We start from the raw sequence: 22,835 nt of genomic DNA, 5'->3' as shown, positions 1-22,835 counted from the left end.
AATGGATAAAAAAATCTATGATACTTATGTACGGATACTGGAAGAAGAACTTGTACCCGCGCTTGGCTGTACAGAGCCGATTGCACTTGCCTATGCGGCGGCGAAGGCAGGGGAGGTGCTCGGAACATTTCCGGAGCATCTGACTGTGGCATGTAGCGGAAATATCATCAAGAATGTAAAGGGAGTCACAGTACCGAATTCCGGCGGAATGAAAGGAGTAGAGGCGGCAGCCGTGCTCGGACTGACCGGCGGAGATCCGGGGCAGGCACTGGAAGTACTGGAGACAGTGAAAGAGTCGGATATCATCAGGACGAAAGAGCTGATCCAAAACGGATTCTGCGACTGCGTTCTGAAAGAGGGGGTAGCCAATCTCTATATTGAGGCAAAGGCTGTCTGTAAGGAAGAGGAAGCTATAGTCGTCATAGAGGACGAGCATACGAACATTACCCGGATCGAGAAGAACGGAAGAGTATTGTTTGAAAAAGAAGAAGCGGAAATTCAGGCGGCAGAGATCACGGATGATGAGACGCCGGATAAAAACCTGCTGAACCTAGAGGATATCATCGCATTCGCGAATGAAGTACGCATGGAAGATGTGGAGAACGTATTGGGACGTCAGGTGAAGTATAATACGAGAATTGCGGAAGAGGGGCTGAAAAATCCCTGGGGCGCCCAGGTCGGAAGAGTTGTTCTGGAAGAATTCGGCGGCGATGTGAAATGGAGGGCTGTGGCGAAGGCTGCGGCGGGATCTGATGCCAGGATGAGCGGCTGCTCGCTGCCTGTTATCATTAACTCCGGCTCCGGCAATCAGGGAATGACCTGTTCCCTTCCGGTGATTGAGTATGGCCATGCGATGGAGAAAACAGAGGAAGAAATATATCGCGCACTATGTGTTTCAAATCTGGTGGCGCTGAATCAGAAGAGATATATCGGATCTCTTTCCGCATACTGCGGCGCGGTCTGTGCAGCGGCAGGCGCGGGAGCAGGCATCACATATCTGCATGGAGGCACATTGGAACAGATAGAGAATACGGTCGTGAATACGATCGCTGACGCGGGCGGTATCGTGTGCGACGGCGCGAAACCGAGCTGCGCTGCTAAGATATCTACTGCGCTGCAGGCAGCGATACTGAGCCACAAGATGGCGATGAGAGGGCTGACCTTCGGCAGAGGAGAAGGACTTGTCATGGACTGTCCGGAAGATACGATCAAGGCGGTGGGATACGTAGGCCGTGCAGGTATGAAACAGACCGATGTGGAGATCCTGAACCTGATGATCGGGAAAACGAAGATCGAAGAGATCTCGTAGTCAGGGAAAACGTTATACTGAAGATATGGGAAGCACCCCAGATACAGGTGGTACTGCGGGCGCGGATCATGCGGCGACAGAAGAAGAGGCGCTCGTGACGGATCACGAGTGCCTCTTCTTGTAGATCTGAATGGATATCAGGCAGCTTAGACCAAAGAGAAGAAAAGCGGCCGGTATACTGATGCAGAGCAGCGCTGTTTTGTTTGCTGCAATGAAGTCATCCAGACCGATGATTACTGAAGATGCTGCGTATATACTGGTGATGAACACGGCTATAATTACATACAGAACAGTGGCTACCTTCTTCCCGAAGAGAAAGAACATGACATAGGAAACAGCAGTAAAAGCTACTGAAATTGCAATCCCTGTACACCAGATCTGGACACCCTGAACAAACGTGGCGGTATTCCATGCGAATACGTGAAACATGGTGAAGATAAGTGAGAGTAGATTGCTCGCTGCAAGGAATATCAGAGCGAGCAGATATTTGGCGATCACGATCTCGGATTTTGTCACCGGGAATGTGATCTGCAGCTTGTCGAAGCTGGCTTTCTCATCCTGTTCTGAAGCAGCTTCCAGAGCGAAGGATCCCAAGATAGTGGCGATCAGTTCCACATACAGTATGAAAGAATACTGGGTATGGACGAGTCCTGCTGTGAGGACGATAAATCCCAGTCCGAATATGAAGGACGCGAGGTTTTTCTTGATATAGAAATTATCATATAAGTCTTTGAGTATGATCCCTTTCATTTCACTTGTTCTCCTTTTGCGCAGAATAGCATAATATCTTCAACGGATGCATTTGCGATCTCAATGTCCTGAAATACCTGCCGGACTTTCCCGCGGTTTTTGATAAGTACCTGGTAACTGTATGGTTCTTTTTTATAGGCGGCAATATCGTCCCTGCTAAGGCTGTCGAAGAGCTCCTGCCCGCAGGTGATGATTCCGTAGTCGCTGCGGATCTCGTCGTATGTTTTGATAAACTGTATCTTTCCCTCATGGAGATAGGCGATGTAGTCGGCAATCTTGTCAAGGTCACTGGTGATGTGTGAGGACATGAGTATGGCATGGCCTTTATCTTCGGTGAATTCCCGTAAGATATCAAGGATTTCGTCGCGGAACACGGGATCAAGCCCGCTGGTCGCCTCATCGAGTATCAGGAGCTTCGGGTGATGGCTCAATGCAGCGGCGAACTCCAGTTTTACCCGCATGCCGGTGGACATTTTTTTGATTTTCTTTTTCTGCGGGAGTCCGAATTTCTCCAGATAACCGGAGAAAAGGGCGGCGATATCCTCTTTGATTTTCTTGCCGTGTGTCTTCATGTCGAGTCCAAGCATGGAGACCAGTTGGGAATCGCAGTCCGCAATACCGAGGATCGAGTTGATGAGAGTGGACTTGCCGGCCCCGTTTTCCCCGATGAGTCCCATGACAGTGCCGCTGGGCAGGGCAAATGAGATATCATCGAGAGTGAAGTCTTTGTAGCGTTTGGTCAGATTTCTGACCTCTATTGCATATTCCATATAGCTGCTCCTTTATGTGAAAATAGTAGATTATTCGTCCGCATATACGACTTCCAGCGTAGCTTTGAGTTCATTGAGAGAAAGTCCGTTTTCCCGTCCGAGGGCAGCGGCGTCTGAGAGCAGTTTCTCGATGCGCCGCAGATTTTCTTCTCTTATGAAGTCCTGATTCTGCGTGGAGACAAAGGTCCCCTTAGCCGGTACAGTGACGATGAATCCGTCTCTTGCCAGATCGTCATAGGCCCGTTGTGTGGTAATGACGCTGACATGGAGATCCCTGGCAAGCTTCCGCATGGAGGGCATCGGCTCGCCAGGCTTTAACAGTCCTTTCATGATCATTTCCTTGATCTGTGAAGTGATCTGCTCGTAGATGGGGCGGTCGCTTGCATTGCTTAAAATGATTTCCATAGGCTTACCTCTCGAATCCGTTCCTGCGGTAGAGGACAAGGAAGAGGAAGACGGACAGGACCATCTCTGCCGTGAGAACGGCAATCCCCTTTATATCTACTGCCGGCAGTCCGCTGCTTATATTTGCAATAGCGTCAAATGCGATCCCGGTAAAGAAGAACATGCTGATTTTCTGAAGTGTTTCGCTGAAACCCGTGAACATGGGGATCATCATAAATACAAGTACGACCGGTGTTGTGATCGTGCTTGCCGTGACTTGATTCTTTGAGAAGATTCCCAGGATCATCCCGACTACAGCTGCTATGACAGAGGCTGTTGTGGTGACGGCAATGTAAGCGCCCCACTGAGCCGGGGTCATGGAGACATGCGTGATAAACACGCACAGTATATTGACGACCTCGCTCATCAGAACGACCGGGATGAGACTTCCGAGGAAGAACTCAAGACCGTTAACAGAAGACGTCATAAGGGTGCGGAGCGTGTTCTTTTCCTTTTCTTCAGCCAGAGCGGCGGCAGTACAGTAGAACCCCATCATGGAGACATTCATGAGCATTCCCATGGCGAGGGCGTAGGCGTTCATGCCGGCCATCCCGCCGGAGGCTCTCTCGTAAATAATCTGCATAAGAAATGTAAATCCGAGAGAGAAAATGGGCATAATGATAAAATTCTTGCTGAAGAGTGCTCTTCCTTTCACATCGATTATCGCGGCAAGTTTTCTTATATGGATTGGTTTCATTGTAATTCCCTCCCTGTTACTTCTAAGAATACAGTTTCAAGTGTCGGTTCGCATGTGTGCAGTGTCTCGATTCGGTCTTCATTCATCCATGAAGTGATGCGCCCGGTTGTATCTGCGCCATGCAGCAGGACATGTCTCGAGCCGTCAGTGAGCTGCACCCGGTACTTTTTGATCCGGTTGTATTTCAGACAGATCTCTTCGGGAGTGCCGTACTCGACGATCACGCCTTCATTCAGGAGAGCCACATGGTCGCAGAGCTTAGTGGCCTCTTCCATATTGTGTGTGGTGAGAAAGATGGCCATGCCATCATCCTTGAGCTCTTTTAATATGCGGTGGATTTCAAGAGCAGTGGACGGATCAAGTCCGCTTGTGGGTTCGTCGAGAAAGAGGACTTTCGGCTTATGCAGCAGTGCCCTTGCGAGAATGAGCCTCTGTGTCTGTCCTCTTGAGAGCTTTGCCGCAGGCTTCTTTTTATGCTCATAGAGGCCGATGCGCTTTAAGAGCGGATCTATGTTTTTCAGGGGAACGTTTAAGAGTCTTGCAAAATACTTAAGGTTGTCGTAGACACTCATCCGCTCATACACGCCGCTTGAATCCGAGACGATGCCGATCTGTTCGTAGATACGCTCATCGATCCTGCAGCAGTCGATTCCGAGGACTTTCGCCTCGCCCGATGTAGGCATGAGCTGTCCGGTCAGGATCTTGATGGTGGTCGTCTTTCCGGCTCCGCTTGGCCCTAAGAAACCGAGGATCTCTCCTTTGTGGAGGACAGCGTTTACGTCTTTTAATACCAAATCTTTGTCATATTTTTTCGATATGTGGCTGATAGAGATATAATCTTCATGCATATGTCATGCTCCTTTGATAACACTGTGCTTGTTTGATAAGCACAGTATATACGATAATGTGCTTTCTGTCAATATCTAATATATACAGTTTAAAAAATATCAAGCTGAATAATCACCGGATGTGAAAAAAAGAGGATACCAGAAAAGTCTGGCATCCCGTGCATCATATATTGTTTATCTTTTATACTTATTCAGTTGTGTCCGTTTCTGGGGCGTCTGATGAATCGCTGCCCGTTCCGCTGTCTGTTCCATTTGATGAATCCGGTGCCGTGAACTCTCCAGATGCAAGTACAGTTCCTTCACTGTCCAGATAGCGGGCGACTACGACCGGATCATCCACATCTACAGCCGTCGGGAGTACTTCTGCAACAGATTCAAATGTAGAGGACTGTGAACCAAGGGCAGATTCGAGAGATGCCGTATCAAGGGCGGCTGATAAATCCGGATCATTGATCTTGAAGTCCCAGATCAGTTTGTTATCTTCAGCCGAAAATGACATGGTCAATCCTTCTTCTTCGAATTCAGATATCTGAGACTTCATTTCATCCTGAAAGAGATCGGAATCAATGAATTCCTGTATCGATGGAAATTTCCCTGCGGCTTCAGTTTCGGAAGCGTTATCTGAGCCGTTGCCATCTGAATCAGCGTTTTTATCTTCTGAGTTGTTGCTCTTAGCTGAGTTGTCGTTGTTTTTAGAACCGCTGCATGCCGTGAGTGTAAATGGCAGCATCATAATACATATCAGCAGCAAGAGTTTTCGTATAATGTTTTTCATAGTCTTTTTCCTCCCTTAATATTCTGTTACCGGCATTATCTCATAAGACAAATGTATTAGCAAATTAAATTCCGATAAATATTTTATGATGCCTGCGATATAAAAATATTTTGAAACAGATCAGGGCAATAGAAATTGCGGAAATGTAGTAAATATAAGATAAAAACTAAGTAATACGCAAGAATTATAAAAATGTGAGCAATGAGCAGATTGACGTTGAGACCGTTTTCAAATATGATGGAGAAAATCATTGAATTGAAAACTTACAAAGAAAGGAGAATGGCAGTGAAAGAGCATACAAAAGGAAGGGTGACAATCCCGACAGATTTAGATGTCGTACCGGAAACTTTGGAATTACTTGAAAAATGGGGCGCAGATGCGATCCGCGACTGTGATGGTACTGACTATCCGGAGGAACTTAAAAATGTAGATGCAAAAGTTTACTCCACTTATTATACGACAAGAAAGGATAATGCGTGGGCCAAGGCAAACCCGGATGAGATTCAGCAGATGTATATCATGACGCCATTCTATACAGCGGTAGATGAAGAACTGTCAATCCACCTTATGAATCATCTTTATCCGGACATGCTCAAAGTGAATGACCATGACGATATCACAAGATGGTGGGAAGTAATTGATCGTACAACAGGAGAAGTTGTTTCACCTGAATTGTGGAATTATGATAGTGATGACGGCGATGTGACGATCCACGGCGCAGAACCGTTCCATGATTACACGGTCAGTTTCCTGGCTTATATCATGTGGGATCCGGTACATATGTACAATGCGGTGACAAACGACTGGAAAGATTTTGAGAAACAGATCACTTTTGATGTGCGCCAGCCGAAGACTCATAAATACTCTATGGAAAGACTGCGCAAATTTATAAAGGATAATCCGCATGTCAACGTGATCCGCTATACTACATTTTTCCATCAGTTTACATTGATTTTTGACGAACTCGCGCGTGAAAAATATGTGGACTGGTACGGTTATTCGGCATCGGTGAGCCCATATATACTGGAACAGTTTGAAAAAGAAGCAGGGTATAAGTTCCGTCCGGAATACATTATCGATCAGGGCTATATGAATAACCCCTACCGCATCCCTTCGAAAGAATTTCAGGATTTTCAGGCTTTCCAGAGAAGAGAAGTAGCGAAGCTGGCGAAAGAGATGGTTGATATCACACATGAGTGCGGGAAAGAAGCGATGATGTTCCTCGGCGACCACTGGATCGGCATGGAACCGTTTATGGATGAATTTAAGTCTGTCGGACTTGACGCTGTTGTGGGAAGCGTTGGAAACGGTGCTACATTAAGACTTATCAGCGATATTGAGGGTGTAAAGTATACAGAGGGACGGCTTCTGCCGTATTTCTTCCCGGATACTTTCCATGAGGGCGGAGATCCGGTGAAAGAGGCAAAATATAACTGGGTGACCGCAAGAAGGGCAATTCTGCGCAAACCGATCGACAGAATCGGATACGGCGGTTATCTGAAGCTGGCAATGCAGTTCCCGGAGTTTATAGATTATGTAGAGAGTGTATGTGACGAATTCCGTACTCTTTATGAGAATATCAAAGGTACGACACCATACTGCATCAAAAAATTGGCTGTGCTTAACTGCTGGGGAAAGATGCGTGCATGGGGAAATCATATGGTACATCATGCGATATACCATAAACAGAATTATTCATATGCAGGAGTCATAGAGGCATTAAGCGGCGCTCCGTTCGATGTTAAATTTATCAGCTTCGATGATATCAGAAAAGACCCGCATATTCTGGATGATATCGATGTGATCCTCAATGTCGGCGATGCGGATACAGCTTACACCGGCGGAGAGAACTGGACGGATGAAAAGATTGTTACTGCAGTAAAGAGTTTTATCTATAACGGCGGTGGATTCATCGGTGTCGGAGAACCGGCAGGGCACCAGTACCAGGGGCATTTCCTGCAGCTTGCAACAGTGATGGGAGTCGAGAAAGAGACAGGGTTCACCCTTAATGTTGATAAGTATAACTGGGAAGAGCATGATCACTTCATTAAGGCGGACTGTACAAAAGAAATCGACTTTGGTGAAGGTAAGAAGAGCATCTATGCGCTTGACGGGGCAGAGATCCTCGTGCAGAGAGATAAAGAAGTGCAGATGGCAGTCAACGAATTCGGCAGAGGACGCTGCGTATATATCAGCGGTCTTCCGTACAGTTTTGAAAACAGCCGTATTCTGTACCGTTCTATCATCTGGGCTTCACACGATGAGGAGAACGTATACAAATGGTTCAGCACGAACTTTAATGTAGAAGTTCATGCTTATGTTAAAAACGGCAAATACTGCGTGGTAAACAACACATATGAGCCGCAGAACACTACAGTATACCGGGGTGACGGATCGAGTTTCAACGTTGAGCTAGAGGCAAATGAAATCCGCTGGTATGAGATATAGTCTACTTTTTTGTGTGGATCTGACGGTATTTGATGGGGGTTATCCCATAAAATTTTCGAAAGATCTGCGTGAAATAGGACTGGGAGGAAAAACCCGTCTGACTGGAAATATCAGAGACGGAGTAATCAGTATCACGCAGAAGCTGGCATGCTGTCTCCAGGCGGCGCCGGTTCAGGTACTGGATAGGTGACATTCCTGTAAACTTTGTGAAGGAATGGGCCATATAGTATTTGTTCATATGAGTCAGGCTGGTCAGGGTTTCCAGTGTAATATGTTCTGCATAGTTTGTGTCCAGATATTCTTTGATCTGGGCACATTCTTTTGTCATACGCACAGATGTAATCGGGACAGGGATTATATGCCGGGAACGCATTATCCGCAGAATCAGTATTTCGAGAAGATGCTGGCAGATCAGGTCGGATCCTTCACGTTCAGTCTTGACTTCGTAATACATCTGTGCAAATAAATCTGCAATCAGCATCCGATTGTCAAAATTGCAGAAAATCTGTGCTGAGGCAGCGTTGTTTTCTGTCTGGAAAGCGATGCCGTCAATGCCGATCACATAGTACTCCAGAGGCATTCCCGGAATTGACTGTTCGGTATGTTCTAAATACGGAGGAATAATGATGAGGTCTCCGGTTTTGATTGGATGAATATCATTGCGGAACAGGAAATTCCCTTTGCCGTTTAGCACAAAAAAAATCTCTGTAAAGTGATGTGTGTGAAATACACTTTGCCAGTCTTTCTCATCTTTGGACAAAGAGACGGACAGAAGTCTCGAATTCATTCTCGGAATATCCTGCATTTTTATCGAATAATGTCTGTGTCCCATGGCAGCCTCCTTTATTCTTGAAGCCCCTAAAATGCGGGGGGAGTTTCCAGTTGTCTATATTATACAAAGCAGAAAAGAAAAAAGGCAAGAAAATATGGCTAGAAATGACAAAAAAGATTTAGATATTTCGGAAACAATCTGTAAAAATAGCAACAAACATAAAATGAAAGGCAATATCCGTATTGATATGATTTACGAAATAAGCTATGATGATAGCATCAAATAAGGAGGAGGTACTTTTTATGAAAAAGAAAATGGTGAAAAAGCTGATTTCCGTATCACTTGTTTCTGTGATGGCGGTCTCTATGCTGGCAGCATGCGGCGGGGGCAGCAGCAACAGTGATGAAGGCGGCGCAAGCAGCGAAGGTGACAGCAATGTACTGAAGGTTGCAGCTTTTGAAGGCGGTAACGGAGCTGAGATCTGGGAAAAGATTACAGCAGCGTTTGAGGAAGAGACGGGCTGTGAAGTAGAACTCACGTTGTCCTCCGAGCTGGATCAGGTTCTTACAAAGAACATTCAGAACGGCGACATTCCTGATATTGTCTACTATAATCTCGGACAGGCAAGCGGATTCACAGAGACAATGCTCAAAGAAGAAGCAGTGGCAGATATTTCTGATGTATTCGACGATGAGCTCAAGGGCAAGATGCTGGATGGCATCCTTGACGGTACTGCAGCCCAGCCATATGGAGACGGCAAGATCTACCTGGCACCTATTTTCTACACACAGACCGGATTCTGGTATAATGCAAATCTCGTAGGCGAGGGTAAAGAATATGCAGTTCCGACTACATGGGACGAGATGTTCGAACTCGGACAGCAGGCAAAAGCGGACGGAAGAGCGCTCTTCACATATCCGCAGCCGGGATATTTCGATGCTACGATCTACGCTATGCTGGCACAGGCAGGCGGAACGGATTTCTACAACAAAGCTCTGACATATGATGCAAACACATGGACATCAGACGAGGGAAGAAAAGTTCTCGATACGGTAGCAGAGCTTGTATCTTCAGATAACATCTGGGCTGATACAGTATCCAATGCAAACACGGACGGCGGCTTTAAGATCAACCAGCAGGCGGTTATTGACGGCGAGGCGCTCTTTATGCCGAACGGAAGCTGGGTAGTTGGTGAGATGGCAAACTCCACTCCTGCAGATTACGAATGGGGAGTAATGGGTGTTCCGAAGTGGAGCGCTGACGAGGATCAGGCTGTATATACATTTACAGAGCAGATGTGGATTCCGGCAGATGCTGCAAACATTGATCTTGCAAAAGAATTTATTAAATTTATGTATTCTGATACAGTTGTAGATCTCTGCCTTGCAAATAAGACAACAAATGCAGAGACTGGAGAAGAGTCTGACTCTCCGATTGTTGTACCGGTAAAAGGAGCGGCTGATAAGCTTCCGGACGGTGTGATCAAGAGCAGTTTCCAGACTGGAGACGATGTAGTGGCTGTAACAGGTACATGGGCAACAACAGCTCCGATCGAAGGACTGGATATGAAAGGTTCTGTATACGGACCGATCGATTCCATCAGTAACGGCGCCATGACAGTTGACGAGTGGCAGAAGCAGCTCGTAGATGTATGGGAGCAGTGTGCAAACGCGATGGAGTAAACCATTAGAACACAAACATACAGATACGCTGAAAAAACGGTGAGTTGTTACAGCTCACCGTTTTTAACAAGGAAAGGAGACGTAATATGAATCGAAAACGGTCTCAGGGACGGTTTGTCTTTTTCTGTATTGCACCGGCGGCTATATTGGTTACTCTTTTTATATTTATTCCGACTATCAACGTGTTCAGAATGTCTCTGTATCGCATGGGCGGAATAACAAACAGAAAAGAATTTGTCGGTTTAAATAACTTCAAATCGCTTATTGCAGATAAGAATTTTCTTCAGGCGATGCAGAATTCGATCGCGATCATTGTACTTGTGACATTATGTACCGTATTCTTCGCGATCTTGTTTGCCGCAATACTTTCCCGCGGCAAATTTAAAGGGAAAAATTTCTTCCGCGTTATTTTTTACATACCGAATATTTTAAGTATCGTTGTTATTGCAGGTATTTTTGGAGCGATTTATAATCCTAGTACCGGTCTGCTCAATACATTCCTCAATGCAATCGGTCTTGGGAGCCTGGCACATCAGTGGATGGGAGACGAGAAGATCGTACTTTATTCGGTAATCTTTGCCCTCGTATGGCAGGCGATCGGTTACTATATGGTAATGTATATGGCCAGCATGGCGGCAATTCCGCAGGATCTCTATGAGGCTGCGTCCCTCGACGGAGCAACAGAAATCCAGATGTTCTTCCGGGTGACACTTCCGCTTGTGTGGAGTAACATCCGTACAACGCTGACATTCTATATTATCAGTACGATCAATCTGAGTTTCCTGTTTGTGCAGATTATGTCAGACGGTGGTCCGAACGGTCATTCAGAGGTATTCCTCAACTATATGTACAAGCAGGCATACGGCGCCGGCGTTTATGGATACGGTATGGCGATCGGTGTTGTAGTGTTCATTTTCTCGTTTGCGCTTGCAGCAATCGTAAATAAGATCACGGAACGTGAAGTACTGGAATTCTAGGAAGGGGGCGTAGATAAGATGAAAAAACAAAATCTGATCACAAAGATCATCTTCAAAATCATTGTCTATGCAGCTCTGATAGCAATGACGGTATCTATCCTTGTACCTGTTGCATGGGTATTTATGGCAAGCTTTAAGCGTAATGCGGAGTTTATCGGACAGGGAACAAATCCCTGGGCTCTTCCGGAACAGCTGCAGTATCAGAATTATATTACAGCATTTGTTGACGCAGAGATGGGCAAGTACTTCCTGAACTCAGTAATTGTCACCGCACTTTCTCTGGCGCTGCTCCTCGTGATCGCGCTCCCTGCAGCATATGCGCTTTCGAGATTTGATTTTAAAGGTAAGAAAATTCTTAATATCGCTTTCATGGCAGGGTTATTTGTAAATATTAACTATATCGTAGTTCCGATTTTTCTGATGCTTAGTGATGCGAACAAGGCACTTGGAGTAGAATTCTTCCTTGACAACAGATTTATATTGTCAGTGATCTATGCTTCAAGTTCGTTGTCGTTTTCTATCTATCTGTTGAGCGGATATTTTAAAACACTGCCGAAAGGGTTTGAAGAGGCGGCATATATTGACGGATGCGGATACTTAAAGACAATGGTACAGATCATGATACCGATGGCAAAACCGAGTATCCTTACGGTAATCCTGTTCCAGTTCCTGTCATTCTGGAATGAATATATTATTGCGTTTACAATTATGGATGATAATAGTACACTCGCCGTCGGACTTAAGAATCTGATGGCAGTGGAGAGGACGGCGACGAACTACGGTATTATGTATGCCGGCCTGGTTATTGTTATGATACCGGTACTGATTCTTTACGTCTGTGTACAGAAGCAGCTTACGAAAGGTATGACGCTCGGCGGACTGAAAGGATAAGGAGGTAGTGATATGAGTAATGTAATCAAAAATATTATCCTGTTGATTATCTTTATCGTCTGCATTGCACTGATTGTTGTCGGACAGAAGAATATCGGTGCGACCGGGCTTGCTATGGAACTGATCGGGCTTGCAGGGCTTCTTGTTCTCCTGTACCTGTACAACAGGAAATATAAGTGACACAGATCACGCAGAATCTGACAATACAAAATATGCGCAGAAAAGAGCGGTCGCTCCGGTTTCATCCGGAGTGTTCGCTCTTTTCTGAAATGAGATTCTACAGTAATTTACAGGGCTATGGCAGGACAGCAGACGGAAGCGTCGGTGGATATGGCCGCCCCGGAATCAGCCGGACGTCGTCAGTAAATCCTTCCGGTCTTCCTTTGAGAGATTCGATCAGACAGGAACGCAGTTCGGCAATACGGTCCTGATGCTCCTGGCCGGATATCAGGTCGTTTAGTTCATGTGGATCGGATGCCAGATCAAAATACTGCTCCCTGCCGGACTGGGAATGCCATATATATTTATCTTTCTCTGTGACGATCCAGTGATTTGAAAATTCGCCGTAGGAATGTTCACCGTGCAGCCATGTCCGCTGTGTAAGGTCCGGGTGTTCTGTAAGAGGAAGAAGGCTCTCTCCGTCTACAGAAGACGGGATCTCTGCCCCGGCTATATCCAGCAGCGTGGGCATAATATCCCGCAGTTCCGCGATACTGTGGCAGGAGGATCCGGACTTTATATCGGGCAGTACATTTTTCCCGGCAGTGATAAACAGCGGAATATGGCAGCTCCCTTCATAAGGGCGGGATTTGCGGAACATATGGTGGTCGCACAGTTCTTCTCCATGATCAGCTGTGAAGATAAATACTGTGTTATCATAAACTTCCTGTTCGATCAGGGCCATGATCAGACGGCCGATCTGGTGGTCAAGATGTGTGATACATGCGTAGTATCCGATCTGAGCCTGGCGTATAAGTTCCGGATCGGAGGGACCTGTTTTAGAATCAAAAATCCTGCCGTTCGCTTTCAGATACTCATCCGTCTCCCAGGAACCGACGAACGGCGCACGGAGTTTCCTGCTGCTGTACAAGTCAAAATAGTATTGCGGCGCGTCAAACGGAGGATGCGGACGCAGGTAGGATGCCATCAGGAAAAAAGGCTTCCGAGGATCCCGTCTGCGCAGGAAATCAAGGCTTCTGTCCGTGACCCAGTTGGTGGGATGATATTTCTCATCATGCATCCACGGGCGTGCCACCCAGCCATTGCAGTCCAGTCCGGTATCAGTCACATCAGCATTGGTTCCGAGCTCCTGTTTCAGCCAGTGGAAATAGTCGTCGGCGATGAATTGGGATTCGCGGTAAGGAACACTTCCGTACCGGGCACAGTGGAGGTAGCCGTCATGGAGCTCCACATTGTGAAATCCAAGATAATTGCGCAGCGGATGCACATGCATTTTGCCGACGCACTGGGTATAATATCCGGCTTTTGAGAGCTCCCCGGCCATCGTGTGCTCATAGTTCCAGGGAATGTTATCCTCATAGCCGACACGGCCGTGATGACTCTGTTCCATACCTGTATGAAGGGCAGCCCGTGCTGCGATACAGCTCGGACACGCACTGTAGGCGTGGTCGAAAACGACTCCCCGTGCGGCAAGGGTATCAAGATACGGAGTCTTGACATCGGGGTGTCCTGCGTATCCCAGGCAGTCGGCCCGAAGCTGGTCGGTCATGATGAATACGACATTAGGCTTTGACATGTTATGCCTCCTTGTCTGCTGATTTAAGAACATACTGTCTCTCCCGGAAAAAGGAGAGACAGAGCTTCTGATTCAACCATAATACAGCAAGAGGTTAAAAGCAAGAACAGATTGTGAAAACTGCATAAAAATGTATGAGACTTTTTGAAGGTGATAAGAGACATCGACCCATTCCAAGCAGATCGGGGGGGAAGTTGTTATGATCAGCGGTGGCGCAGTGAGTCTGGATGTGATAGAATTCTTTGCAGAGAGAAACGCCGGCGTCAGCGAAGGCCGGAACATCATCAATGTGTTAAAAAAGAGGGAGTATATCCCGCGGTAATCACCGGAAGTGCCAAAAGTCATATTCCGGTATGTGATACAAGGAGGACAATATGGCAAAAGTATTAAAGATCAGGGAAATGACGCTCGGAGCGGGAAAGCCGAAGATATGTATTCCGATAACAGGAAAAAACGAGACAGAGTTGAGAGAGGAAGTGTCAGTCGTAAAGACAGTCTGCTGTGACATTGTAGAGTGGAGAGTAGATCATTTTGAAGAGATAGACGATGTGGAGAAAGTGAAGGAGACGCTCGGAGAATTAAAGATCCTTCTTGGCAGAATCCCGATCCTCTTTACCTGCCGGACAAAGCAGGAAGGCGGGGAAAAAGAAATATCCGCAGAAGATTATATAAATCTGTACCGGGAAGTGATCGGTACAGGGAACGCAGACCTTGTTGATGTAGAGATGATGCTGGGTGAGGAAGTATGCAGCACGCTGCTTGAATGCGCGCACAATAATAACGTATATGTTGTCATGTCAAGCCACGATTTCGAGAAAACTCCGGATAAGGAGACGCTGGTAGAGCGTTTCCGTTCCATGCAGGAACAGGGGGCGGACGTGCCCAAGATTGCCGTTATGCCTCACAATGCGGGAGATGTGATTACACTTCTTGCTGCTACAAATGAGTTTACCGAAAAGTACGCGGACAGACCGGTCATCTCAATGTCTATGGGATGGCTCGGAAGCATCAGCAGGATCTCCGGAGAGTTCTTCGGTTCGGCGCTCACATTCGGGGCGGCGAAGCATGTATCAGCTCCGGGGCAGCTCTCGGTCAGCGATGTGAATTATATATTAAAAGTTCTGCACAATACAGATAACGAATAACCTTGCCGGGAGATAGACAATAACCAGAATATGTATAAAAATACTATTGCAGATACTATATTTTGTGTTTGTAATGTAGGATTTATCTCTGTCAAGACTTGATATTTCGAACTGAAAATGATACCCTTTTTTACAGGCGCATGTATTCCAGTAAAAAAGGGTACATTTTTTGTATGTCTGAATTTGCAGAAGCAGATCCACAGCATATGCTTGAATAAATGAGATTCGGAAGGAGTGCAGGAGAATGACGGTAGAAGAATGGCTGGGCGAGGAAAATCAGCTCGGGACAGATATCTGGGCTAAAAAGTATTGCAATGACGGGGAAAGCTTTGAACAGTGGCTGAACCGTATCAGCGGAGGTAATAGAGAAGTGGCGGAATATATCCGTCAGAAGAAGTTTCTGTTCGGAGGCAGGATTCTTTCCAACAGAGGTCTGGACCAGCAGGGAAGAAAAGTAACGTATTCCAACTGTTATGTGATCGATCCGCCGGAGGACAATATCGAAAGTATCTTTGACTGTGCGAAGAAACTGGCGCGGACATACAGCTACGGCGGCGGATGCGGTGTGGACATTTCCAGACTGAGTCCCCGGGGAGCCAAGATCAATAATGCGGCAAAAGAGACGAGCGGTTCTGTGTCTTTTATGGAGCTTTATTCTCTCGTGACGGCGCTGATCGGCCAGAACGGACGCCGCGGCGCGCTCATGATCTCCATAGACTGTTCCCATCCGGACGTGGAGGAGTTCATCGACCTGAAGACAGATCTGGAGAAAGTGACAAAGGCAAATATCTCTGTCCGTATCCATGAAGATTTTATGGAAGCGGTAAAGAATAATGAAGATTACCTGCTCCACTATACAAGAGAAGCGACAGGCGAGACGATCGAGAAGAAAGTAAATGCCCGGGAACTGTTCCGCCGCATCGCGGAGACGAACTGGGATTACGCAGAGCCGGGCGCCCTGTTCTGGGACCGGATCGAGGGATGGAACCTTCTGAGCAATACAGAGGAATTCTCCTATGCGGGAGTAAATCCGTGCGCGGAAGAACCGCTCCCGGCAGGCGGAAGCTGTCTGCTCGGAAGCATCAACCTCGCAGAGTTCGTGAATAATGCTTTCACGGACCATGCGGAATTTGATTTTGAAGGACTCAAGCACTGCGTAGAAGTCTCTGTCCGTGCCCTCAATGAGGTGCTGGAGGAAGGTCTGCCGCTGCACCCGCTGAAAGAGCAGCAGGACAGCGTCGGAGAGTGGAGACAGATCGGTCTGGGGATCATGGGTCTTGCGGACTGCCTTATTAAGCTGGGACTTACTTACGGCGAGGAAGATGCCGTCAATATGTGCGACAATATCGGATTCGCCATGGCAGACTCTGCGATCGCTGCATCTGCGCTTCTCGCAAAGGAGAAGGGAGCGTTTGCAAAATGTAATATCGAAGAGATCATGTCCACTCCTTATTTTAAGGCAAATACATCTGAGAAGACGAGAGAACTGGTGCGCAAGTACGGACTCAGAAACTCCCAGCTCCTCACAATTGCTCCGACGGGAACACTCTCTACAATGCTCGGCATCTCAGGCGGTATCGAGCCTGTCTATGCAAACTATTATGAGCGTAAGACAGAATCGCTGCACGGCACAGACGTTTACTACAAAGTATATACAAAGATCGTGGAAAGCTACATGAAGCAGCATGGCCTGAAGAGTGATTCGGAGCTGCCGGATTACTTTGTGACAGCCATGACGCTTGATTACAAGCAGAGGATCGACATGCAGTCCATATGGCAGACGCATATCGATGCATCGATCAGCTCCACCGTGAACGTGCCGAACCGATTTACAGTGGAAGAGACAGAAGGTCTTTATCTGTACGCCTATGAGAAGGGACTTAAAGGCATTACGATCTTCCGCGACGGCTGCAAGAGAATAGGTATTCTCAACACGAGTGAGAAGAAAGAAAAAGAGAGTAAGAAGGTATCAGCAGGTGAGGGACTGAAGCGTGGCGAGATCCTGCTTGTGACGGATGATGTAATAGGCAAGAAGCGTAAACTGACGACAGGATGCGGCAGCCTGCACTGCATCGCTCTGTTTGATCCGCACACCGGAGCGCTTCTGGAGACATATCTGAGCAAGGGATCCACCGGAGGCTGCAACAACTTCATGGTCGGACTCTCCCGTATGATCTCCATCAGTGCGAGAGGCGGCATCGATATCGAGACGATCGTGGATCAGCTCAACTCCAGCGGTTCATGTCCGTCCTACACGGCGAGACGTGTCTCCAGAAAGGATACGAGCAAAGGCGCATGCTGCCCGATGGCGGTCGGAAATGCGCTCATGGATATGTACAACGAGATGCAGGCGGAACTGGCAGAATATCACGGCACGTCACATGTAAAGATGTCCCGGAAGACAGAGAAGGCTCCGAAACCGAAGGCAGTGACGTCAGAGGCAGAGACGGACAAGATGTACTGTCCGGAGTGCGGAGAACCGCTTGTATTTGAAGAAGGATGCAATATCTGCAAGTGCTGCGGATGGAGCAAATGCCATTAAGAGAAGCGGATGATGAGAGGAACATGTGATGAGTTATACGGCGAAAGTGCTTCTGGTGGAAGATGACAGGGAGATCGTTGAAAATCTTACAGAGTACCTGAGTACGGAAGGATACCTCGTGAAGTCTGTTAATACTCAGAAGGACACGATGGAGATCCTTGAAAAAGAAACTTTCGATCTGCTGCTCCTGGATGTGACGCTGAAGCAGGGAAACGGCTATGGCGTATGTACTGCCGTGAAAGAAAAGTATGATCTCCCTGTAATCTTTCTGACTGCACTGGACGATGAGTTCAGTGTGGTGACGGGACTGGATATGGGTGCTGATGACTATATCAGCAAACCCTTCCGTCCAAGAGAACTGGTATCAAGGATGCGGTCCGTGCTCCGCAGGTCAGGAAGGACACAGGCGGTAGTGAATATCCGTGATATCCGCATCGATACGGAAAAAGGGATTGTGATGCGCGCAGGGCAGGAGCTTTTCCTGTCAGCACTTGAGTACCGGCTTCTCCTTGTATTTGTGAACAACCGGGGGATGGTGCTGACCAGGGGAAGGCTTCTCGATGAGATATGGGATGCAGCGGGAGAATTCGTAAATGACAATACGCTGACTGTGTATATCAAACGACTCCGGGAAAAAATAGAGAAAGACCCGCAGAATCCGGAGATCATTATGACAGTGCGGGGGATGGGGTACAGGCTCGGTGAATGAGATCATTTATTTTGTGCCGGCAGCGGCAGCAGCACTTGCCTTTGGCGGGTTATATGCGTATAAGATCAGGAAATATAAACGGGAACTGAGAAAACTGAGCAGTGAGATGGACCGCATCCTGCACGGGAGTGAGGAGCTTGTCCTGAGCAGTTACCGTGAAGGAGATATTGCCATCCTGCGGGATGAGATCTATAAGATGACCGTGCGATTAAGAGAACAGTCAGAGCGCCTTTCTGAGGATAAGGGCGCTCTGGCGGACGCCCTGGCAGATATCTCGCATCAGATCAGGACGCCGCTTACTACTTTGAATATTATGACGGCAAGAATGATGAAGGAAGGGGATGACCCGGGGCAGAGAGAACGGCTGCTCAGGGAGATGAACCGGATGCTCGAGCGGATCGAATGGCTGATCACCGCTCTTCTTAAGATGTCCAAGCTGGATGCGGGCTCCATTACACTGGAGCCCGCTGTGATTTCTATGGAAGAATTTCTGACCAGGGCACTCGAGCCGTTTGAGATCCAGATGGAATTAAAAGACCAGAGCTGCGAGATCAACGGCGCACAGGGAATCACGCTTTCGGCGGACGAGGCATGGACACTGGAGGTGGTGAGAAATGTCCTGAAAAATTCTCTCGAATATACACCGGCGGGGGAGAAGCTGGTGATCGACTGCAGCGAGAATCCGGTCTTTACGGAGATTGCAGTCAGCGACAATGGTCCCGGTATTGACCCGGAGGATATGCCGCATCTGTTTGAGCGGTTTTACAGAGGAAAGAATGCGGAAAGTTCCAGCTTCGGTATCGGACTTGCCCTGGCGCAGTCGATCATGAGCCGGCAGAACGGTATCATACGCGCTGAAAACCGCACAGGAGGCGGAAGTGTTTTCAGGATCCGGTTTTACAGGCAGAATGTATGACGGCGATTGTGACTGAATTGTAATAATAGAGTCACCCGGGTGTCACTGCCTTTTGGTAAGATAAGACCACAGAAAGATCAGGCGGCTTAAAAGCCGTGTGGCAGGAGGTATATATGGAAATATTAAAGGTTGAAGATCTTACAAAGGTTTATGGCAGCGGGGCGAATGAAGTCCGGGCGCTGGATCATGTGTCATTTACGGTGAAGAAAGGGGAATTTACGGCTATTGTCGGTTCTTCGGGATCAGGAAAATCTACCCTGCTCCATCTGATCGGCGGAGTGGACACGCCGACATCAGGAAAAGTCTATGTGGACGGGACAGATGTATATGCACAGAATGAGGATGCGCTTGCTGTCTTCCGGCGGCGTCAGGTGGGGCTGATCTATCAGTTTTACAATCTGATCCCGGTGCTCAGCGTACGGGAAAATATTACACTGCCCGTGCTCATGGACGGGAGAGATGTCAATGAAGAGAGAGTAGAAGAGCTGCTTTCGGTCCTGAAATTAAAGCGCAGGGAGAACCATCTGCCAAACCAGCTCTCAGGCGGGCAGCAGCAGAGGGTGTCTATCGGGAGAGCGCTGATGAACGCTCCGGCGCTCCTGCTGGCGGATGAACCGACGGGAAATCTGGATTCAAAAAACAGCAGGGAGATCATGCAGCTTTTGCGCTATTCTAATGAAAAATATCATCAGACCATGCTGGTCATCACCCACGATGAGGATATCGCGCTTCAGGCAGACCGTATCCTTTCACTGGAGGACGGGCGGATCGTGAGAGATGAGGTGATCCGCAGATGAATATCTTTTCGACGATCACATTAAGGACTATGAAGCAGAGCAGGATGCGCACCGTAGTTACGATTATCGGGGTGATCCTCTCTACGGCGATGATCACTGCGGTGACGACGTTTGGCTGCAGTATCTGGAGCTACCTTCTGGATTACAGTATACAGAGAGACGGAAACTGGTACGGCGCCGCGGCTTACGTGAGCAGCAGCGAGCTGGAGCGTATCCGGGAGGACAGCCGTGTGGAGATGGCTGCGGCAACGGATATTCTCGGATATGCGGAATATGAGAAACTGACCAGTGTTAGTATGCCATATCTCTATATCCAGAGCCTTCCGGAAGGAACATGGGAGATCTGTCCGGCTGTGCTGGAGGAAGGACGACTGCCGGAGAATGAAACAGAGGTGATCATTCCGGATTTTATGACGGCCAACGAGGAGACCGGGCAGGAGACAAAAATAGGAGATACGCTGGAGCTCGATGTGGGAGTGCGGATGCTGGACGGCGAGAGGCTGCCTTCAGGAACATCATACTGCGGGGAGGATTACTCCGCTGAGACCGGAAACGCTCCGGAGACACTTGAAAATCTGAAAAAAATGAAGTTTACCGTGGTCGGAATCTATTCTCAGATGCCGGATATGTCTCAGGCAGCATCCTACGGTGTATATGCCGGCCCGTCCGGTTCGGGCAGCCTGTCAGATTACCATAACGTATATCTGCGGACAGCGCGCGCGGGAGATATTTATGACTATATGGATACGGTAAAATGTGACAGTAAGACTTTTAATACCGGTCTCCTGCGGTGGCTGGGGGTGGCTGACAATGACAATCTCGCAGGTATACTGATCGGTCTGATCGCGATCGTGATCGGTATTATCATGGCAGGGGCGATTTCCCTGATCTACAATGCGTTCTCCATCTCTCTGCGCGAGCGGACTGTTCAGTTCGGGCTCCTCTCTTCCATGGGAGCGACGAAGAAACAGCTGAGACGTTCGCTGCGCTATGAGGCGCTGTTCGTGAGCTGCATCGGAATTCCTCTGGGCTGTATCGCAGGAACAGTGGGGATCGGGATTACGCTTCATTTTATCGGAAAAGGTCTTACAAACATGATAAACGGGGAGGCTCTTGATATTCCGCTTAAGATCTCGTGGGGCTCTGTGCTCGCGGCAGTAGTGCTCGCATTTGCAACAGTTATGATCTCTGTGTGGATCCCGTGCAGGAGAGTGCGCAGGATATCCCCCGTGGAAGCGGTACGGGCATCTCAGGATATCCGCATCAGGAAAAAAGATGTGAAGACTTCGGGTCTGTCCTATAAATTGTTCGGGCTGCCAGGTATGCTGGCACAGAAAAACTACAAAAGAGACCGGAAAAAATACCGCAGTACTGTGATATCACTGACTATGAGCATCCTGCTTTTTGTCTCGGTGTCTTCTTTCGGGAAATATCTGACAGATACAGGAAGATTCGTTATGGAGATGCCGGATATACAGCTCCTGTACTCTGTAAATGCCGAAGATTCGGTCAATGTTCCGGATGATATGAAAGAGGCCGAACGGGTGATCGGACAAAATGAGAATGTAACATTCATGCAGTCTTACAGGGGGTTCAACAGGTCGTTTGTGATCTCGCTCGACGAGGATGAAATTGAAGAAAGCTTCCTGGAAGCGGGAATGCGGTCGGGCTATATATCCGCCATGGAGCCGGGCGGCATCAGAATGTATGTGACTCTGTGCGCCCTTCCGGATGATATTTTCGAGCAGGCTGCCGAAGGCGCTGATGCAGAGAGCGATGACGGGCTTCCTCTTCTGTATCCGTCACAGGTGAAGATATATGACCCTATCACACAGAGGTATGAGGGCGGCACGCCTTTTGCGTACGGTGACCGGGAACTTATGCTGGAGAACGAAGAATATACAGAAGAAGGAGAGCCGGAGGCGGAGCAGCTTAGTACAGCCTGTCTGCAGGCAGCGTATGAGAAAGCGCCTGCCGGAGTCAATGTTGACGAGTTCGGTGTGACGTTACTGACTTCGGAAAGCGGATATCAGAAGTATCTCCGAGGACATGAGGATAAGGTTTATTCCAGGTATGAGATGGGAGTCCGCTGTGAGAATCACGGGGAGGCATTCAGGGAAATCTCAGATGAACTGGAGAAGGCGGAAAATACAGGTTACTTTTATGACAATGCGGAAGATTATGAGGAGAACCGTCAGATACTGACAGCGCTGGCAGTGCTCTCATATGGATTTATTATTCTGATTTCTCTCATTGCAGTGGCAAATGTATTTAATACAGTCTCCACCAATCTTATGCTCCGGCGGAAAGAGTTCGCCATGCTCCGCTCAGTGGGAATGGACAGAAAAGGATTCCGCAGGATGATGTGTTATGAGTGTCTGATCTACGGGCTCCGCTCGATCCTGTACGGACTGATCCTTTCTCTTCTGGTGAGCATGCTGATCTGGCGCGTGCTGGCAGAAGGCGTGGATACGAATTATATCGTACCCTGGGAATACCTGGGGATCGCTTTGCTCAGCGTATTCATCGTGGTAGGAGTTACGATGGTATATACAATGGGGCTTATCAGAAAAGAAAATATTATAGATGAACTGAAAATGAACTGAG

General features: G+C 47.9%; 21 protein-coding genes. 13 read left to right on the top strand and 8 right to left on the bottom strand.

Annotation, left to right across the window (positions count from 1 at the left end; genetic code table 11):
- Position 1 precedes the first annotated feature (1 nt).
- Positions 2-1,309 (top strand): L-cysteine desulfidase family protein, encoded by a 1,308-nt coding sequence (locus FNY66_RS09190; protein ID WP_150310912.1) that lies wholly within the window; start codon positions 2-4, stop codon positions 1,307-1,309.
- 102 nt (positions 1,310-1,411) lie between these two features.
- Here FNY66_RS09190 and FNY66_RS09185 read toward each other — a convergent pair whose 3' ends face one another.
- The 6 genes from FNY66_RS09185 to FNY66_RS09160 all read right to left on the bottom strand — a co-directional run bounded on the left by FNY66_RS09185 (position 1,412) and on the right by FNY66_RS09160 (position 5,593).
- Positions 1,412-2,059: an ABC-2 transporter permease gene (locus FNY66_RS09185; RefSeq protein ID WP_087150843.1), complete on the bottom strand. Its 648-nt coding sequence runs from the start codon at positions 2,057-2,059 to the stop codon at positions 1,412-1,414.
- A complete protein-coding gene (locus FNY66_RS09180) occupies positions 2,056-2,829 on the bottom strand; it encodes an ABC transporter ATP-binding protein (protein WP_150310911.1) in 774 nt (257 codons plus the stop codon). The genes FNY66_RS09185 and FNY66_RS09180 overlap by 4 nt, the downstream gene beginning before the upstream one ends.
- 30 nt (positions 2,830-2,859) lie before the next feature.
- On the bottom strand, positions 2,860-3,234 hold the full coding sequence (locus FNY66_RS09175) for a GntR family transcriptional regulator (protein ID WP_087150845.1): 375 nt from the start codon (positions 3,232-3,234) through the stop codon (positions 2,860-2,862).
- A gap of 4 nt (positions 3,235-3,238) precedes the next feature.
- Complete coding sequence (locus FNY66_RS09170) at positions 3,239-3,970, bottom strand: ABC transporter permease (protein WP_229409484.1); 732 nt, start codon at positions 3,968-3,970, stop codon at positions 3,239-3,241.
- The gene (locus FNY66_RS09165; RefSeq protein ID WP_150310910.1) at positions 3,967-4,818 is read right to left on the bottom strand and encodes an ABC transporter ATP-binding protein; all 852 of its coding nucleotides are present in this window, start codon (positions 4,816-4,818) and stop codon (positions 3,967-3,969) included. The genes FNY66_RS09170 and FNY66_RS09165 overlap by 4 nt, the downstream gene beginning before the upstream one ends.
- Before the next feature lie 187 nt (positions 4,819-5,005).
- Positions 5,006-5,593 carry a DUF4854 domain-containing protein gene (locus FNY66_RS09160; protein WP_150310909.1) on the bottom strand — a complete coding sequence of 196 codons (588 nt, stop codon included), beginning with the start codon at positions 5,591-5,593 and terminating at the stop codon, positions 5,006-5,008.
- Positions 5,594-5,872: 279 nt separating this feature from the next.
- On the opposite strand from FNY66_RS09160, the gene gnpA reads away from it, so the two are divergent.
- Complete coding sequence (gene gnpA / locus FNY66_RS09155) at positions 5,873-8,041, top strand: 1,3-beta-galactosyl-N-acetylhexosamine phosphorylase (protein WP_150310951.1); 2,169 nt, start codon at positions 5,873-5,875, stop codon at positions 8,039-8,041.
- Position 8,042: 1 nt separating this feature from the next.
- Here the strand turns inward: gnpA and FNY66_RS09150 are convergent, their stop codons facing one another.
- Positions 8,043-8,873 (bottom strand): helix-turn-helix transcriptional regulator, encoded by an 831-nt coding sequence (locus FNY66_RS09150; protein WP_150310908.1) that lies wholly within the window; start codon positions 8,871-8,873, stop codon positions 8,043-8,045.
- Positions 8,874-9,115: 242 nt separating this feature from the next.
- Between FNY66_RS09150 and FNY66_RS09145 the strand changes: the two genes are divergently transcribed.
- The 4 genes from FNY66_RS09145 to FNY66_RS15505 all read left to right on the top strand — a co-directional run bounded on the left by FNY66_RS09145 (position 9,116) and on the right by FNY66_RS15505 (position 12,543).
- Positions 9,116-10,495, top strand: a complete 1,380-nt coding sequence (locus FNY66_RS09145) for a carbohydrate ABC transporter substrate-binding protein (RefSeq protein WP_150310907.1) — start codon at positions 9,116-9,118, stop codon at positions 10,493-10,495.
- Positions 10,496-10,581: 86 nt separating this feature from the next.
- The gene (locus tag FNY66_RS09140; protein WP_150310906.1) at positions 10,582-11,472 is read left to right on the top strand and encodes a carbohydrate ABC transporter permease; all 891 of its coding nucleotides are present in this window, start codon (positions 10,582-10,584) and stop codon (positions 11,470-11,472) included.
- An 18-nt stretch (positions 11,473-11,490) separates the two neighbouring features.
- Positions 11,491-12,363, top strand: coding sequence for a carbohydrate ABC transporter permease (locus FNY66_RS09135; protein ID WP_150310905.1), 873 nt, complete (start codon positions 11,491-11,493; stop codon positions 12,361-12,363).
- A 12-nt stretch (positions 12,364-12,375) separates the two neighbouring features.
- Positions 12,376-12,543 (top strand): DUF6903 family protein, encoded by a 168-nt coding sequence (locus FNY66_RS15505; RefSeq protein ID WP_190324814.1) that lies wholly within the window; start codon positions 12,376-12,378, stop codon positions 12,541-12,543.
- Between the two features lie 115 nt (positions 12,544-12,658).
- On the opposite strand, the gene FNY66_RS09130 is transcribed toward FNY66_RS15505, so the two are convergent.
- Positions 12,659-14,119, bottom strand: coding sequence for an arylsulfatase (locus tag FNY66_RS09130; protein WP_150310904.1), 1,461 nt, complete (start codon positions 14,117-14,119; stop codon positions 12,659-12,661).
- A gap of 199 nt (positions 14,120-14,318) precedes the next feature.
- On the opposite strand from FNY66_RS09130, the gene FNY66_RS15930 reads away from it, so the two are divergent.
- The 7 genes from FNY66_RS15930 (at position 14,319) to FNY66_RS09100 (ending at position 22,834) form a co-directional block, all read left to right on the top strand.
- Entirely contained in the window at positions 14,319-14,441 is a 123-nt protein-coding gene (locus tag FNY66_RS15930; RefSeq protein ID WP_267872930.1) for a hypothetical protein, read from the top strand.
- Positions 14,442-14,493: 52 nt separating this feature from the next.
- A complete protein-coding gene (gene aroD / locus FNY66_RS09125) occupies positions 14,494-15,264 on the top strand; it encodes a type I 3-dehydroquinate dehydratase (protein ID WP_150310903.1) in 771 nt (256 codons plus the stop codon).
- Positions 15,265-15,508: 244 nt separating this feature from the next.
- Positions 15,509-17,806 carry an adenosylcobalamin-dependent ribonucleoside-diphosphate reductase gene (locus tag FNY66_RS09120; RefSeq protein ID WP_150310902.1) on the top strand — a complete coding sequence of 766 codons (2,298 nt, stop codon included), beginning with the start codon at positions 15,509-15,511 and terminating at the stop codon, positions 17,804-17,806.
- Between the two features lie 28 nt (positions 17,807-17,834).
- Complete coding sequence (locus tag FNY66_RS09115) at positions 17,835-18,515, top strand: response regulator transcription factor (RefSeq protein WP_150310901.1); 681 nt, start codon at positions 17,835-17,837, stop codon at positions 18,513-18,515.
- The gene (locus tag FNY66_RS09110; RefSeq protein ID WP_229409483.1) at positions 18,508-19,431 is read left to right on the top strand and encodes a sensor histidine kinase; all 924 of its coding nucleotides are present in this window, start codon (positions 18,508-18,510) and stop codon (positions 19,429-19,431) included. Before FNY66_RS09115 ends, FNY66_RS09110 begins: the two co-directional genes overlap by 8 nt.
- A 113-nt stretch (positions 19,432-19,544) precedes the next feature.
- Positions 19,545-20,228: an ABC transporter ATP-binding protein gene (locus FNY66_RS09105; RefSeq protein WP_087150857.1), complete on the top strand. Its 684-nt coding sequence runs from the start codon at positions 19,545-19,547 to the stop codon at positions 20,226-20,228.
- Positions 20,225-22,834: an ABC transporter permease gene (locus tag FNY66_RS09100; RefSeq protein WP_150310900.1), complete on the top strand. Its 2,610-nt coding sequence runs from the start codon at positions 20,225-20,227 to the stop codon at positions 22,832-22,834. Before FNY66_RS09105 ends, FNY66_RS09100 begins: the two co-directional genes overlap by 4 nt.
- The last annotated feature ends 1 nt before the right edge of the window (position 22,835 follow it).

Origin of the sequence: Mediterraneibacter catenae (assembly GCF_008691045.1) — a bacterium.
Lineage (GTDB): Bacteria > Bacillota > Clostridia > Lachnospirales > Lachnospiraceae > Mediterraneibacter > Mediterraneibacter ornithocaccae.
This window is presented reverse-complemented; position numbering and strand designations above follow the sequence as displayed.

Coding starts and splice junctions, on each gene's coding strand:
- FNY66_RS09150 (WP_150310908.1), bottom strand. CDS start 8,873: ATGGGACACAGACATTATTCGATAAAAATGCAGGATATTCCGAGAATG.
- FNY66_RS09185 (WP_087150843.1), bottom strand. CDS start 2,059: ATGAAAGGGATCATACTCAAAGACTTATATGATAATTTCTATATCAAG.
- FNY66_RS09135 (WP_150310905.1), top strand. CDS start 11,491: ATGAAAAAACAAAATCTGATCACAAAGATCATCTTCAAAATCATTGTC.
- aroD (WP_150310903.1), top strand. CDS start 14,494: ATGGCAAAAGTATTAAAGATCAGGGAAATGACGCTCGGAGCGGGAAAG.
- FNY66_RS09145 (WP_150310907.1), top strand. CDS start 9,116: ATGAAAAAGAAAATGGTGAAAAAGCTGATTTCCGTATCACTTGTTTCT.
- FNY66_RS09100 (WP_150310900.1), top strand. CDS start 20,225: ATGAATATCTTTTCGACGATCACATTAAGGACTATGAAGCAGAGCAGG.
- FNY66_RS15930 (WP_267872930.1), top strand. CDS start 14,319: ATGATCAGCGGTGGCGCAGTGAGTCTGGATGTGATAGAATTCTTTGCA.
- FNY66_RS09170 (WP_229409484.1), bottom strand. CDS start 3,970: ATGAAACCAATCCATATAAGAAAACTTGCCGCGATAATCGATGTGAAA.
- gnpA (WP_150310951.1), top strand. CDS start 5,873: ATGGCAGTGAAAGAGCATACAAAAGGAAGGGTGACAATCCCGACAGAT.
- FNY66_RS09130 (WP_150310904.1), bottom strand. CDS start 14,119: ATGTCAAAGCCTAATGTCGTATTCATCATGACCGACCAGCTTCGGGCC.
- FNY66_RS15505 (WP_190324814.1), top strand. CDS start 12,376: ATGAGTAATGTAATCAAAAATATTATCCTGTTGATTATCTTTATCGTC.
- FNY66_RS09140 (WP_150310906.1), top strand. CDS start 10,582: ATGAATCGAAAACGGTCTCAGGGACGGTTTGTCTTTTTCTGTATTGCA.
- FNY66_RS09165 (WP_150310910.1), bottom strand. CDS start 4,818: ATGCATGAAGATTATATCTCTATCAGCCACATATCGAAAAAATATGAC.
- FNY66_RS09105 (WP_087150857.1), top strand. CDS start 19,545: ATGGAAATATTAAAGGTTGAAGATCTTACAAAGGTTTATGGCAGCGGG.
- FNY66_RS09180 (WP_150310911.1), bottom strand. CDS start 2,829: ATGGAATATGCAATAGAGGTCAGAAATCTGACCAAACGCTACAAAGAC.
- FNY66_RS09160 (WP_150310909.1), bottom strand. CDS start 5,593: ATGAAAAACATTATACGAAAACTCTTGCTGCTGATATGTATTATGATG.
- FNY66_RS09115 (WP_150310901.1), top strand. CDS start 17,835: ATGAGTTATACGGCGAAAGTGCTTCTGGTGGAAGATGACAGGGAGATC.
- FNY66_RS09190 (WP_150310912.1), top strand. CDS start 2: ATGGATAAAAAAATCTATGATACTTATGTACGGATACTGGAAGAAGAA.
- FNY66_RS09175 (WP_087150845.1), bottom strand. CDS start 3,234: ATGGAAATCATTTTAAGCAATGCAAGCGACCGCCCCATCTACGAGCAG.
- FNY66_RS09120 (WP_150310902.1), top strand. CDS start 15,509: ATGACGGTAGAAGAATGGCTGGGCGAGGAAAATCAGCTCGGGACAGAT.